Below are 12,159 nucleotides of genomic sequence, written 5' to 3'. Positions count from 1 at the left end.
TCGGAGAGAAGCCGGCTGTTGTGGGAGGGACTTCAGTCCCGACGCTGTCCCGATCCACTGTCGGCACCCGAGCCGCAAGCACCCGAGATGCCAAGGATGCGCACCGATCACGTGCAGTCCTTGGCGCTCAGTTCGCTGAGGCCACAGGCGAGAGCAATTCTCGGCCCCGTCTACCGCCCCGGGCAGACAGCCCACCTCCCCGACCGGTAAACTCACGCCCGCCTCGGCGCCTTCCTCTGCATGCACGCCAGAGGCGCCAAGCCGGCGGCCGACGCATCGCCCGCCCGCTCCGGACGCGTCCGGGCCTATAGCTCAACGGTTAGAGCAGAGGACTCATAATCCTTTGGTTCCAGGTTCGAATCCTGGTGGGCCCACCAGTTAATTCAATGACTTGCTCCTCTAGGGCCCTTGGTGTAACCCGCGGACTCCTGTCGGTGCCATCTGTCCAGCGAGCGCTAGCTTGTGCACACAGTAGCTCGCACCTGTCTGTGCTCCGTGTTCAGGCTATTGAAGCAAGCAAATAAATTTTTCTTGTGCTTGCTTTTGCTCTGCAGTTCTCGGATTATGCAAGCATAACAATGCGCGAGATGCTTGCAATGGCTAAAAAAAATCCGGCAAAGGTGGCATCTTCTGGGTCTGGGCGAGCGAAAGGGGGCGTTGCCGTTGCTAATAAGATGACGGCAGATGAAAGAACGGCGAGGGCGAAGAAAGGTAGTGCTGCGCGTTGGGGTTTGCGAGCTACGCACAAAGGCTCCTTCAAGCAGGAATTTGGCTTGGACGTAGACTGCTATGTGCTTAATGACGCCAAGAAGACGGCAGTGATCACACAGACTGGCATGGGCGAAGCCATTGGGCTGAGCGCCCGCGGCGATTCAATCCGGAAGTTCGCCAACGGCCGAGTGATGGCCTCCTTTGTCGGTGCCGAGCTGCTCCAAAAACTTGAAAAACCTCTTAAATTTCAATGGCGCCCCGTCGGCACCGAGAACCTAGTTGTTGAGGGCAACGGCTATGACGTAACGCTGCTGATCGATATCTGCAAGGCAATCATTTCTGCCGATCTGGAAGGGCGCCTGTCGGAGCGGCAGAGGCCCATGGCTCGTCAAGCTCAGATCATCATGAGCGCTTCGGCGAAGGCAGGTATCGAAGGGCTTGTGTATGCCCTTGCTGGCTACGACCGAACCAAGGAAGAAATCATCGAGGCGTACAAGATGTACGTCCGGGAAGAGGCACGTGAGTACGAGAGAGAATTCTCACCAGAGCTTTACGAACAGTGGTATCGACTCTATGGGCTTGCTAAGCCGGAGCGAGGCCGCCCTTGGGAATTCCGCTATCTCACGATCGATCACATCTACAAACCGCTGGCCAACAGCCAAGGAAAGGTGTTTGATCTGGCAAAAAGCAGCAAAGCCGCAAAAGGTGAGCCAGGGAACAAAATTCATCAGTTCCTTTCTGAGGTAGGAGTCAAAGCGCTTCGGACACAGGTTGGCAAGATCATTGGTATAGCGAGCGTGTCAAACAGCCGATCCGAGTACGAAAAGTTTATCGCCGAAAAGGTACATGGCCAAGGATCATTTCCCTTCTAGTGGATAGCGATACCCCGCTCCGGCAAGGTTTGCTTTAAGATGAGCAGGCGCAAGGCCGCGCCTGCCCGCTGGCTATGAACCGACAGCCATGAGCGCCAACATGGCGCTCGCCCGCCTTACGCAGATGCAGAATTCACTTGTCGCTTAGTCCTCACTTTGCGCGTCTGCTAAAAGCGGGGGGAATTACCGTGACTGCCCAACGATGATTATGACAAACAGAGTTGCTGGACGGAGCGGCGATTCAAGGGCATGTCCGAAGCGCTCCATCAAGCAAGCTCTGGACTGAGGCAAGATCTCATTGTGAGTCAGTGGGTAGTGCCAGCGCCGGTTTTGTAGCGCTTTGAGCTTAAATGCACTTCTGGCTGCCCGGAGATGGACATGTGCTAGCACATCCGCGTCGCTGTCAAGGCTTCCTCATCATTGGATCGAGACAAGGCCCAAAACTACGGGGGGCGGGTGAAGCTACGGACTAAAAATCACGCAGCGGCAGAAAGTGCCATTCCGAAGCCCGGGGATGTATAACGTTTTGCCTCCGTCTTCATCACGGCTTTGAGCTTGTCGCTACCAGGATTTGCCATCATTTCGCGGATAACAATATCGCTGGCTCTAACTCCTATATTCTGCTCGTCGCCTCTCCTCAACGAAGAGGCCGCCACGCTCCATGCCTTGCAAATCCATTTAAATACGAACTCACTGCATATTGCTAATGCAAAAATGCTGCTGAGGATCACTGATTTGGTAATGAGTAGACGCACCATATGTACCATCGCCTGCCGCATCACACCATCGACAAGCTTTCGCGCCTCGGGATCAAGGCGGTCAAATGCAGCATCCCATTCCTTTGTACTGACTTTTTGCTTGCGGACCTTCGCAACCAGCTGAGTGGTCAACATTTGCATCAGGCTCATATCATGCGCGTACCGAATGAACCCATTGATCATCTGACGGCACGCCTTGTAGCCAGGGCTCTTAAAGTCTAGCTTTCCTTCAGCGCCCAATGCGAACAACTCATCTCGCAGTTCGAAAAGGTTGTAGCGTGCTAGAGCGATTGCAGAATGCGGATAGACGTTGAATACAACGTGCCAGATCGCCGAGATCAGAGCGATTGCAAACACTGCAGTAATTAGGGTGATCATAGTCTGTCCCTTTCGTGGGTCTCTCCGTCGTGACCTAAGTTGCTGCTGGATCTTTCGGGATCGAGTTCGGTCTCATGGTCTCTTGTAACCTTCGAGCCCTTCTGAACGTGGCCGGCGATTACCATACGGAGTCGGCGGTTAGAGCGAATGAAGAAGGGCCAGGCCGCCAACGTCGCTATCTGGATCCACCATGCTGGTGCAAGTTCCTTAATTATGTCTCCTACGCTGCCACAGACATCAACGGCAGCATTCAGGATCGTTGTTTGCCCAGCAAGATACTTCACGCAAAGAACGGCCCCGCCACAGAGGAAGCCGTACTTGATCAAGTACCTGACGGTTGCGGCGATATTGCTGCTCAACCTAGAGGTCTGCATAGCTCGCAGCCTCTCCTTCAGGCGTTCGTTTTCCCTAACGAGGTCTTCTCGTGAAGACGGTCCTTGTCTCTTGCTCAAGCTATGCCCCCCGTGCGTGAGCGAACTCTAGCTGCTTCTATGGCAATTTTGTAAAAAAAACATTAAATTTACAAAATTAGCGACGGACGGTTGTCGGCGTCCTATCTGAGAGGGCTTCCCGTTGCGTTATGAAGGTGAAGCCGCCGGGCTTTCATACCTCAGACGTGAGTTAAGTCCAGTTGTGAAGCATCGCCTCCTCAAAGTACTCATACCCCGGATATCGGTGATCAGGTTCGCTTACATTCTCACCGGCAGGATGCTGCTACAGATGTCTACGGGCATCATGCTTTAAGGGTTGACAGCTTCTTTTGACCGAGTAACTATCCAGTAGCCACGGCAAATTCCGCGGCCGGGATTGGTCTCCCGAAATCTACAAGGCGCACCAGCGCCCATCTTCGATGTCCGGCGCTTTTTTGTTGCCCGGGTTTGAGACGGGGCAGGGCTTGCAGCTTTATGGCGGGCGGTGCGCGGGGGCCTTCGGGCCCGCCGGTTGCCTTGTGGCCGGTAGACCAACCCGCACCGTCCGCCACCTTTGATTGGTCTCGGGGATGGCGGACTCCACCACAAGGAGAACGTCATGCCCCGTCAGACTTCCGTTCGTTCGAACACTCCATCCTCACTCAGTAGTGGCAAGGCACCGCTTCGCCATTCCAAGGCCGAAGCGGCTGCGCCTATTTTGGTCGCGTCCAATGAGTCGCCCCAGCCTTGGCCCGATGTTGCTTCGGCATCGCCTGCGCCCACCGAGGCCGACGACGCCCCAGCCGCCAGGCGGCTCATCCCCCGCCGCCCCAAGCAATGCACCATCGGCTACCGATACTACGACGTGGAGCGCAATGGCATGCGGGTCGGCCGGCAGGTGCCGAGCCTGCGCTTGTACGGGCTGTGGCTGGAAGGCATCGGCTTTGCAGTGGGTGGCAAGGTACGGATCACCATGGCCAATGGCGCACTGCTGATCACGGCCGTTCCGGCGGTGTCGCCGCATGCGGCGAAGAAGCGACGCAGGTGCGAGGTGACACCGTAGCCGCTTGGTTTTGAGGTGGCTTTTGCCGGGAAAACGGTGGGCTTGTGTGGAAGCGTTTGACGGTGGAGACGGCGCGGTACCCGTCGCGTCGTCGCCACACGTCAGCCTCTTTAATGTAGGTTGCCTCCCATACGTGGGGCATCGGCTGTCCCGGTGGGCAATGCGGACGCCGTGCGGCGATTGGCCGGCACAATCACCGCAGAAAGTGCGGTGATTGTGCCAAGGAGGTGGAGGCGCCCGGGTGCCGATGCAGTAGGCCGAGGACATCGCCTATCGATTCCCAGCAAATTCCGCTATTGGCAGGCGCGTCATGCTAGCGCGCTTGGCGCGTTCGCCAACTCAGCCCGCCCCCGCCGTCCACTGCACCGCATCTCCTTCGTGAGGCATGCGCAGACCATTCGGCACCCGGCGTCTTCGCGGGAGGATCGTGCACATCAATCGAATTACCCGAATATCAGCTATTCGAATTTTATTCGCTTTGCAGGTATTTTTCGTTTAGCTGGATGACGGGTACACCCCAATGCCGACACGTCACGTTCTGGTCACCGCGACGCAACTAGGCGCGACACTGCAGTCCGCACGCAAGCCCAGGGGCTGACGCAGGCTGCACTGGCCGGCCGTCTCTGCCTGAGCCAGTCGCGGGTTTCCTATCTGTAGTTGAATGCTCATGCGTTGAGCGCCGAACAACTCTTGGCCTGGTGTGCGGCGCTGGGGTTGGAGCTGACCATTGGCATCCGCGATGACTCCACCGCCGCCAACGCGCAAACGGAATGGTGAGATGGGGCGCCGATCGCACAGGCGCAGCCTCTCCATCTGGGCCAATGGCGTTCGCGTGGTGCGATGGAAGCTGCCTGCGCGCGGGGAGATGGAACTGCACTACGACGTGGACTGGGTTGGCGCGGACATCGGCCAGCCGCTGTCGCTTTCGCTGCCGCGGCGCTCGAAGGGATGACTGCATAGCCAACGAAAAATGGGGAGAGGGCGTAGAGTGAACTTATTCGCATCAGTTCCGAATGAGCAAGGACCCAAGTCCATATGGTGTGAGATCTGCTCTGACCCCAGGCTTCTACCCGTAGGCCATACTGCGCAGATGAACATCCTTCGATTGATCTTATGCCTCAGCTGGCTCTTGATCGCTGGCCCCGCCTTCGCAGGGGCCAGCCGCTGCGATCTGCACGAATTCACCAGCTCGGGTGAGTTGCGCCGGTTCCTGAGCCTTCGCGCCGTTGACGTCCTCAGGCAGGCAGAAAATTCCGGTAGTGGACTCGCGGACCTGGTGGCCCCAATGGCCACTTTTAACCTCGGTGCTGGTGACGTGGGTCGTCCGTTGGGCACAGGCATCGACGGCGCTCGTGCGCTTGCGCGAACCATGCACGCCGACTCGTACCGTTTCCTCGGTTGGGACTACATGGACATGGCGCCGAATGTCTGCTCAGAGCGTGAGGTGGACGTCGAGGTCGAGTTCATCGACAGCCAAGGCAAGCGCGTTTCCCGCGTGAAGTTCACGTTCGAGGTGGAGCGCGTTCGCTTGGTGAGTGCCGTGGGCTGGGAAAGATCGTTCGAAGCGGGTCAGTTGTAGAAGCGATTCGAGCAGCGCTGATTAAACCGGGGTGTCACGACACTCATAACCCTGGTTGCGCGTAGCGCTGCTCACAGGCGGCAGGGGGAGGCCGCCGGTTGAACCAAGCGACATTTGTGGATGGTGACGGCCGTGGGAAGGCGCGCTCAGTCGCGCTCGAAGCGCTGCAATTCGTCCAGTTGCGCCAGCGCCTTGCGCAGGCAGCCGCCGCTCAAGGAGTCGTCCATCTTGCGGCCGAACTCGGCGCGTTGCGGGCGGCGTGCCCAGCGGTGGAACCACCAGGTGCCTAACAGGCCGGCGACGCCGATGCCGTAGCCGCTCCACACCAGCGCGGGGGCCTTGGCCAGCAGATCGACATCGCCCAGGCCAGCCAAGGTCTGCAAGACCGCGATCCACAGGAACCACCACGGTAGACCGGCGACCATGCCGCTGCGGATGTACAGCGTGCGTGCGCGCAGCAATTGCTTCTGGATGCCGACGACCGGTTGCGCATAGTCGATGTTGCCGAGTCGCCCCAGTACCACACCGGCCGCGACGATCGTCAGCACGCCATACGCCTGCACCAACACGCCGGCGACGATGGACGAAGCATGCGCCGGCTGGCTCATCCACAGCAGCGACGCGAGCAGGACGAACGCAATGCCGAACAGGATCTGCATCACCTGGCCCCAGTACAGCGGGCGCAGGCTGCCGCGCGTCCGGTCCAGTTTGCGCTCGCGCAATTCGTGCAGCTTCAACGTGTTGTCCAGTTGCAGCCGGCGGTCCAGCGTTTGCCAGGCCGATTTGAAGTCGTCGAGTTCCATCGTGGTCTCCATGGCGTGGTTTAGCGAAATTCGTCGCGGATGCGCTGTTTCAGGCGTCCGATCTTGGTGGAGACATTGCTTTCGGTGATGCCGAGGATCTGTGCGATCTCGCGTTGCGGGCGGTCTTCGAGGTAGAGCAGCAACAGGGCGCGGTCCAGCGGCGGCTGGCGGGCGATGACGTCCTGCAGCAGGCGAAGCCGCTGTTCGTTCTCCGGGTCCGCGGCGTTGCCGTCGGCCACGTCGTGGAGGGTTTCGTCCAGCGGCATTGCGTCGTGGCGCTGCCGCAGTTCGCGGTTGCGCAGGTGGCTGATCGCCACGTTCAGCGCGATCCGGTACATCCAGGTGCTGACGCTACGCGCGGGGTCGTACGTCGGCCAGGCGTGCCAGAGCTGTGCCGCGATTTCCTGGGCCAGATCGGCGCGGTCCTCGGCACCGCGCGCATAGCTGCCAGCGACCTTGAACACGATGCCTGAATGGCGCTGCAGCAGCGCGCTGAAGGCATCTCGGGCGTCGTTCGCGGTCATGGCGGTTGCGATGGTATCCATTGGTTCACCGGCGCGACCTTCGCGCCCCTCGACACCATGATTCGCGCCAGCGCACGGAATCTCACACCGCGCCAGCAAGAATCTTCAAGGAGATGCCGGCCCCGGGTCCATCGGTGATCACTTGCAGCACGCCGGCGATGCCGCTGGGGGCTTACTCCAGTGGCACAACTGCCAGGCGCGCCATGCGAACGCACCTGAGGCGGCCGTCGGCTCATCCCGCCTCCGCCGCCCACTGCACCGCATCCGCCCCGGCCGGCAGATACAGCGGCGTCGACGGATCGGTCGCCGCGCGCCACACGGCTTCGGCGACATCGTGCATGTGTGTCCCTGGGCCGGTGGACTCGGCCATCCGCGCGATGGTGTGGCGCATGAAGTCGCCATAGACCGCGTCGTCCATGCCGCGCAGGCGGGTGCGGGCGGTGTCGCGAAAACGCGTCTCGCCCGAGGATCCGGGCAGCACGAGGCGCACGCGCACGCCGAACGGTTCGACTTCGCTCGCCAGCGATTCGGTGAAGGCATTCACCGCCGCCTTGGCCGCACGGTAGATGCCGACCAGCGGCAACGGCTTGTAGGTGGCGCTGGAGGTGACGTTGACCACGACGCCGCCACCGCGCGCCCGCATCTGCGGCAACACCGCTTGGGTGAGCGCCATCGTGCCGAAGGTGTTGGTATCGAACAGGGCGCGCACGGTGTCCATGTCCATCAACTCGAACGGGGCAGGTGCGCCGAAGCCGGCGTTGTTGACCAGCACGTCGATCGGGCCGGCCGCCGCGACGGCGGCGCGGATGCTCTGCGCGTCGGTGACGTCCAGCGGCAGCACGCGCAGCTGTGCCGATGGCGGAAACAGGTCCTCGCGCGGGGTGCGCATGGTGGCGAGCACCCGCCAGTCGCGGGCGAGGAAGTAGCGGGCGGTTTCCAGGCCGAAGCCGGAGGAGCAGCCGGTGATCAGGACGGTCTTCAAGGGAATTCCTTTGCGCGTGGACGAGAACCCACGGTAGATTGCCGCGCCCGTACTCGCTACGATCCGGAGTCCCTGATTCGTTTGCGAGCGTCCAGCGATGGTGGATCCCCTTGCCGAGGTGGTGATGCTGCTGCAGCCGGCGGCCCGGTTCTCCAAGCACGTGGTCGGTGCCGGTGCCTGGCGCATCCGGCGCTCCGACGCCGGGCAGCCGTTCTACTGCGCGGTGCTGGAGGGCGGCTGCCACATGGCGCTCGATGGCGGCGCGCCGATCCTGCTGCAGGCAGGCGATTTCGTCCTGGTGCCCGCGGCTTACCGCATCACGATGTCCAGCCTTGCGCCGCACGCGGACGTGGCCGAGACCATGCCGGCCGCATTGGGGAACGGCGTGTTCCGGATCGGCGCGCAGGACGGCCCGACGGACCTGCGCATCCTGGCCGGCCACTGCAGTTTCGGCTCGCCGGATGCGGCGCTGCTGGTGTCGCTGCTGCCGCAGATGGTCTATGTGCACGGCGAGCACCGGCTCGCCACGCTGGTGCACCTGGTGAGCGAGGAGTCGCGCGAGGCGCGGCCGGCACGCGAGGTGGTGCTCTCGCATTTGCTGGAAGTGCTGCTCATCGAAGCGCTGCGCTCGGCAGCGGGCACGGCGGCGTCGCCGGGCCTGGCGCGCGGGCTGGCCGATGCGCGCCTGGCCGCGGCGATCCGCGCGATGCACGCGCAGCCCACGCGCGCATGGACGGTGGCGGCCTTGGCGAAGGAGGCCGCCTTGTCGCGCTCGGCGTTCTTCGAGCGCTTCGGCCGCACGGTGGGCATGGCGCCGATGGAATACCTGCTCGCCTGGCGCATGGCCTTGGCCAAGGACCTGCTGCGCCGCAACGAGTTCGGCATCGCCGCGATCGCCGAGCGCGTCGGCTACAGCTCCGCGAGCACCTTCAGCGTCGCGTTCGCCCGCCATGTCGGACAGCCGCCGACGCAGTACGCGCGTGCAAGCGGACGCGGCGCGGCGCGCGGCGAACCGTCGTTCTCCGAAGAGGTCGAGGGCGTGCAGTAGGCACCCGGCGGGCCTACCGCTTCCGGGCCGGCGGCTTCGTGGGAGGCGGTGCGGGTTGCGCAAGGATCGCGCCAGTCACGAGTTCGAACAGGCGCTCGGCGCGCTTGGCATGCGACGGCTGTTCCCGCAGCCAGGCCAGTGCCGCGATCAGGTCGAACAGTTCGTCGCCGTCCATGTCGGCGCGGGCCTTGCCATCGGCCTGCGCACGCGCCAGCAAGGCCGCGCCCGCGGAGCGCAGCCGCACGCACGAGGCGTGCAGCGCGGAGGCGTCGTCTTCGATGGCGGACATCATCGGGGCAAGGATGCCGCGCTGGCGATGGGTGAAGGCGATGATCTCCTCCAGCCAGGCCAGTAATGCCTGGTCCGAGGCCGCGGCTGTGCGCAGGGCGTCGGCCTTGGTCGCCAGGTCCTCGAAGTCGTTGCGCAGCAAGGCTTCGAGCAGGGCCTCGCGGGTGGGGAAGTGGCGGTACAAGGTGCCCAGGCCGACCTCGGCGCGGCGGGCGATGTCGCGAAGCGAGGTGTCCGCACCCGCTTCGGCCAGGGCCTCGCGGGCCACGTCCAGCAGGCGTTGGTAATTTTTCTGGGCGTCGGCGCGCATGTTGTCCTTTACAAGTGGAGCAGTGCTCCGTATATTCGGAGCACTGTTCCGATCAGGATACGTCATGCACAGTTCCAAAGAAACGCCGCTCACCATGAAAGCGGTCCGCCAGCGGGCGTTCGGCGGTCCCGACGTGCTGCAGTACGAGGACGCGCCCGTGCCCGTTGTGCGGCCCGGCGAAGTGCTCATCCGGGTTCACGCCATCGGGCTGAACCCGCCAGATCTCTATCTGCGCGAGGGCTACAGCCGCCTGCCGCCGGAATGGCGCCCGCCGGTGGCGTTCCCGCTGATCCTGGGCACGGACGTGTCGGGTGTGGTCGAAGCGGTCGCGGAGGACGTGGAAGGGCTGTCGCCAGGTGATGCCGTGTACGCGATGGTGCGCTTTCCGAGCGGACTGGCTGGCGGCAGTCAGGCGTATGCGCAGTACGTCGCCGTGCCCGCCAGCGAGGTCGCGCGCAAGCCGGTCGGGATCGACCACGTACACGCGGCGGGCGCGCCGATGTCGTTGCTGACGGCGTGGCAATTCCTGATTGCGCAGGGCCACGACGTGGCCAATCCGCTGCAGCCCATGCCGCATGTGCCGGTGCCGTTGCAGGGCAAGACCGTGGTGATCAACGGGGCGGCTGGCGGCGTCGGCCACTTCGCACTGCAACTGGCCAGGTGGCAAGGCGCGCGCGTGATCGCGGTCGCCTCCGGCAAGCACGAGGCGTTCGTGCGCGGGTTGGGCGCCGAGACCTTCGTCGACTACACCAAGACGGCGCCGGAGGATGTGCTGCACGACGTGGACCTGGTGGTGGACGCCGTCGGCGGCGCCGGGGCCGGCAAGTTCCTGCGCACGCTCAAGCGCGGCGGCGCACTGTTCCCGATCTTTCCGCTCGGCTTCGATGGGCACGATGCGGCGGCGGCGCTGGGCGTGACGGTGTCCACCACCCAGGTGCGCTCCAGCGGCGCGCAACTCGGCGAACTCGCGGCACTGCTGGACGCCGGTACGGTACGCGTGGCGATCGACAGCACCTTCGTGCTGTCGCAGGCGCGGCAGGCGCACGAACGTGCGGAGCGTGGGCACGTCCAAGGCAAGATCGTGATGACGGTTGAGTGAGGCCTGGATCGCGGCGTTGCCACCCGCATCGAATGGCTCAGCGACTCGGCGATGCGTCGATCGCCGAGCCGCGAATCACGTTGCCCTAGTCGCTACGGGTCGTGGTATTGCCGTAGGAGTCTGTGCTGCTGCGTGTCACGCTTCCGTCGTCGCCGCGGCAGGTTTTGTTGCCGTACGAGTCCGAAGAGCAGCGAATCGTGTTGCCCCGGTCGTCGCGGGTCGTGGTATTGCCGTAGGAGTCCGTGCTGCTGCGCGTCACGCTTCCGTCGTCGCCACGACAGGTTTTGTTGCCGTACGAATCCGAAGAGCAGCGAATCACGTTGCCCTGGTCGTCACGGGTTGTGGTATTGCCGTAGGAGTCTTTGCTGGTGCGCGTCACGCTTCCGTCGTCGCCGCGGCACGTTGTGTTGCCGTACGAGTCCGTCGAGCAGCGTGTTGTGTCGGCAAGTGCGCTCGATGTTGCCAGCAGTCCAGCCAACATTGCGAGTGTGGCGATTCTCATTTGAAACCCCCTGTGTGTGGAGCGATCTGACGCCGACGATTGTAGCCATTGATAAACAGTCAAGCAGGTCGCGCGCGCAATCGCCTTTCATTCGCTTCTTGCCGGGTGACTGCCAGGAAAATCGGGCCAGGAAAAATTGGGGTCAGATTGCACTTACCGCATCAATTTCCATAGGACAACGTCCAAGACAGATGGAGCAGGAGATGTACGTTGCCCCATGGTTTCCTGATCCCAGCGTCCGCAAGCGTCTGATCATCAACGTACCCCGCCGCGGAGCCTCGATAAAAGAAGATGCTCAGCGCGACTGGCCGTTGCGCGGAAGGTCAAGCCGCGCCGCAACGCGGCGTCGGCTTGAATGCAGCGTCAGGCCGCTTACCGGCAAGTCTCGACGCGATAGGCATCGGTCGTGCAGCGCGTCATGTTGCCCTTGCCATCGTTGCACGTCTTGACGCCGAAAGAATCGTTTGTGCAGCGCGTCTGGTTGCCCTGGGTGTCGAGGGTCGTGGTCGTGCCGTAGGCGTCTGTCGTGGTGCGCGTCAAGCTTCCGTCGCTGCCCTGGCACGCCTGGGTGCCGTAAGCGTCGGTAGTGCAGCGCGTCTGGTTGCCCTGGTTGTCACGGGTCGTGGTCGTACCGTAGGCGTCTGTCGTGGTGCGCGTCGTGCTTCCGTCGTCGCCGGTGCATGTCTTCACGCCGAACGCGTCGGTTGTGCAGCGTGTCCCGGCGAATGCGCTCGACGTTGCCAGCAGTCCGGTAAAAAGTACCAGTGCGACTGTCTTCACTTAAAAACCCCCTGATAGTGTGTGGAGCGATCTAACGCTTTGACAGTTTAGC

The 12,159-nt window shown here is 62.5% G+C and carries 13 protein-coding genes and 1 tRNA gene; 6 read left to right on the top strand and 8 right to left on the bottom strand.

What is annotated here, in order from left to right; all coding sequences use genetic code 11:
• Nucleotides 1–301: 301 nt before the first annotated feature.
• Together J7357_RS20175 and J7357_RS20170 are read left to right on the top strand one after the other, a co-directional pair.
• Nucleotides 302–377, top strand: a tRNA-Ile gene (locus J7357_RS20175).
• 201 nt (nt 378–578) lie between these two features.
• Nucleotides 579–1,583, top strand: coding sequence for a P63C domain-containing protein (locus tag J7357_RS20170; protein ID WP_209249252.1), 1,005 nt, complete (start codon nt 579–581; stop codon nt 1,581–1,583).
• Nucleotides 1,584–2,059: 476 nt separating this feature from the next.
• Here the strand turns inward: J7357_RS20170 and J7357_RS20165 are convergent, their stop codons facing one another.
• Together J7357_RS20165 and J7357_RS20160 are read right to left on the bottom strand one after the other, a co-directional pair.
• Nucleotides 2,060–2,719, bottom strand: a complete 660-nt coding sequence (locus J7357_RS20165) for a hypothetical protein (protein ID WP_209249250.1) — start codon at nt 2,717–2,719, stop codon at nt 2,060–2,062.
• Nucleotides 2,716–3,171 (bottom strand): hypothetical protein, encoded by a 456-nt coding sequence (locus J7357_RS20160; protein WP_209249248.1) that lies wholly within the window; start codon nt 3,169–3,171, stop codon nt 2,716–2,718. The genes J7357_RS20165 and J7357_RS20160 overlap by 4 nt, the downstream gene beginning before the upstream one ends.
• 577 nt (nt 3,172–3,748) lie before the next feature.
• Here J7357_RS20160 and J7357_RS20155 point away from each other — a divergent pair.
• Together J7357_RS20155 and J7357_RS20150 are read left to right on the top strand one after the other, a co-directional pair.
• Nucleotides 3,749–4,192: a SymE family type I addiction module toxin gene (locus tag J7357_RS20155; RefSeq protein ID WP_209249246.1), complete on the top strand. Its 444-nt coding sequence runs from the start codon at nt 3,749–3,751 to the stop codon at nt 4,190–4,192.
• A 1,090-nt stretch (nt 4,193–5,282) separates the two neighbouring features.
• Nucleotides 5,283–5,771 carry a hypothetical protein gene (locus tag J7357_RS20150; protein ID WP_209249244.1) on the top strand — a complete coding sequence of 163 codons (489 nt, stop codon included), beginning with the start codon at nt 5,283–5,285 and terminating at the stop codon, nt 5,769–5,771.
• A gap of 146 nt (nt 5,772–5,917) precedes the next feature.
• Here J7357_RS20150 and J7357_RS20145 read toward each other — a convergent pair whose 3' ends face one another.
• The 3 genes from J7357_RS20145 to J7357_RS20135 form a co-directional block, all read right to left on the bottom strand.
• Complete coding sequence (locus tag J7357_RS20145) at nt 5,918–6,574, bottom strand: serine/threonine protein kinase (protein ID WP_209249242.1); 657 nt, start codon at nt 6,572–6,574, stop codon at nt 5,918–5,920.
• Nucleotides 6,575–6,594: 20 nt separating this feature from the next.
• Nucleotides 6,595–7,098 (bottom strand): sigma-70 family RNA polymerase sigma factor, encoded by a 504-nt coding sequence (locus J7357_RS20140; protein WP_026143219.1) that lies wholly within the window; start codon nt 7,096–7,098, stop codon nt 6,595–6,597.
• A 232-nt stretch (nt 7,099–7,330) separates the two neighbouring features.
• Nucleotides 7,331–8,080, bottom strand: a complete 750-nt coding sequence (locus J7357_RS20135) for an SDR family oxidoreductase (RefSeq protein WP_209249240.1) — start codon at nt 8,078–8,080, stop codon at nt 7,331–7,333.
• A gap of 97 nt (nt 8,081–8,177) precedes the next feature.
• On the opposite strand from J7357_RS20135, the gene J7357_RS20130 reads away from it, so the two are divergent.
• Entirely contained in the window at nt 8,178–9,128 is a 951-nt protein-coding gene (locus tag J7357_RS20130; RefSeq protein ID WP_209249238.1) for an AraC family transcriptional regulator, read from the top strand.
• A 13-nt stretch (nt 9,129–9,141) separates the two neighbouring features.
• Here J7357_RS20130 and J7357_RS20125 read toward each other — a convergent pair whose 3' ends face one another.
• Nucleotides 9,142–9,822 carry a TetR/AcrR family transcriptional regulator gene (locus tag J7357_RS20125; protein WP_244667693.1) on the bottom strand — a complete coding sequence of 227 codons (681 nt, stop codon included), beginning with the start codon at nt 9,820–9,822 and terminating at the stop codon, nt 9,142–9,144.
• On the opposite strand from J7357_RS20125, the gene J7357_RS20120 reads away from it, so the two are divergent.
• Nucleotides 9,821–10,825: an NADP-dependent oxidoreductase gene (locus J7357_RS20120; RefSeq protein WP_244667692.1), complete on the top strand. Its 1,005-nt coding sequence runs from the start codon at nt 9,821–9,823 to the stop codon at nt 10,823–10,825. The two genes, J7357_RS20125 and J7357_RS20120, sit on opposite strands and share 2 nt — an antisense overlap.
• Nucleotides 10,826–10,910: 85 nt before the next feature.
• Here the strand turns inward: J7357_RS20120 and J7357_RS20115 are convergent, their stop codons facing one another.
• Together J7357_RS20115 and J7357_RS20110 are read right to left on the bottom strand one after the other, a co-directional pair.
• Complete coding sequence (locus J7357_RS20115; RefSeq protein ID WP_209249235.1) at nt 10,911–11,327, bottom strand: hypothetical protein; 417 nt, start codon at nt 11,325–11,327, stop codon at nt 10,911–10,913.
• A gap of 372 nt (nt 11,328–11,699) precedes the next feature.
• Complete coding sequence (locus J7357_RS20110; RefSeq protein WP_209249233.1) at nt 11,700–12,107, bottom strand: hypothetical protein; 408 nt, start codon at nt 12,105–12,107, stop codon at nt 11,700–11,702.
• Nucleotides 12,108–12,159: the final 52 nt, after the last annotated feature.

Origin of the sequence: Xanthomonas sp. D-109 (assembly GCF_017746095.1) — a bacterium.
Taxonomy (GTDB): domain Bacteria; phylum Pseudomonadota; class Gammaproteobacteria; order Xanthomonadales; family Xanthomonadaceae; genus Xanthomonas_A; species Xanthomonas_A sacchari.
Note: the sequence above shows the minus strand (reverse complement) of the source record. Positions and strands in the feature narration are given on the sequence as shown.

Excerpts from the sequence above, each read along its gene's own strand:
- J7357_RS20170 (WP_209249252.1), top strand. The coding sequence starts at position 579 with ATGCGCGAGATGCTTGCAATGGCTAAAAAAAATCCGGCAAAGGTGGCA.
- J7357_RS20165 (WP_209249250.1), bottom strand. The coding sequence starts at position 2,719 with ATGATCACCCTAATTACTGCAGTGTTTGCAATCGCTCTGATCTCGGCG.
- J7357_RS20155 (WP_209249246.1), top strand. The coding sequence starts at position 3,749 with ATGCCCCGTCAGACTTCCGTTCGTTCGAACACTCCATCCTCACTCAGT.
- J7357_RS20150 (WP_209249244.1), top strand. The coding sequence starts at position 5,283 with ATGAACATCCTTCGATTGATCTTATGCCTCAGCTGGCTCTTGATCGCT.
- J7357_RS20145 (WP_209249242.1), bottom strand. The coding sequence starts at position 6,574 with ATGGAACTCGACGACTTCAAATCGGCCTGGCAAACGCTGGACCGCCGG.
- J7357_RS20140 (WP_026143219.1), bottom strand. The coding sequence starts at position 7,098 with ATGACCGCGAACGACGCCCGAGATGCCTTCAGCGCGCTGCTGCAGCGC.
- J7357_RS20130 (WP_209249238.1), top strand. The coding sequence starts at position 8,178 with ATGGTGGATCCCCTTGCCGAGGTGGTGATGCTGCTGCAGCCGGCGGCC.
- J7357_RS20120 (WP_244667692.1), top strand. The coding sequence starts at position 9,821 with ATGAAAGCGGTCCGCCAGCGGGCGTTCGGCGGTCCCGACGTGCTGCAG.
- J7357_RS20125 (WP_244667693.1), bottom strand. The coding sequence starts at position 9,822 with ATGGTGAGCGGCGTTTCTTTGGAACTGTGCATGACGTATCCTGATCGG.
- J7357_RS20115 (WP_209249235.1), bottom strand. The coding sequence starts at position 11,327 with ATGAGAATCGCCACACTCGCAATGTTGGCTGGACTGCTGGCAACATCG.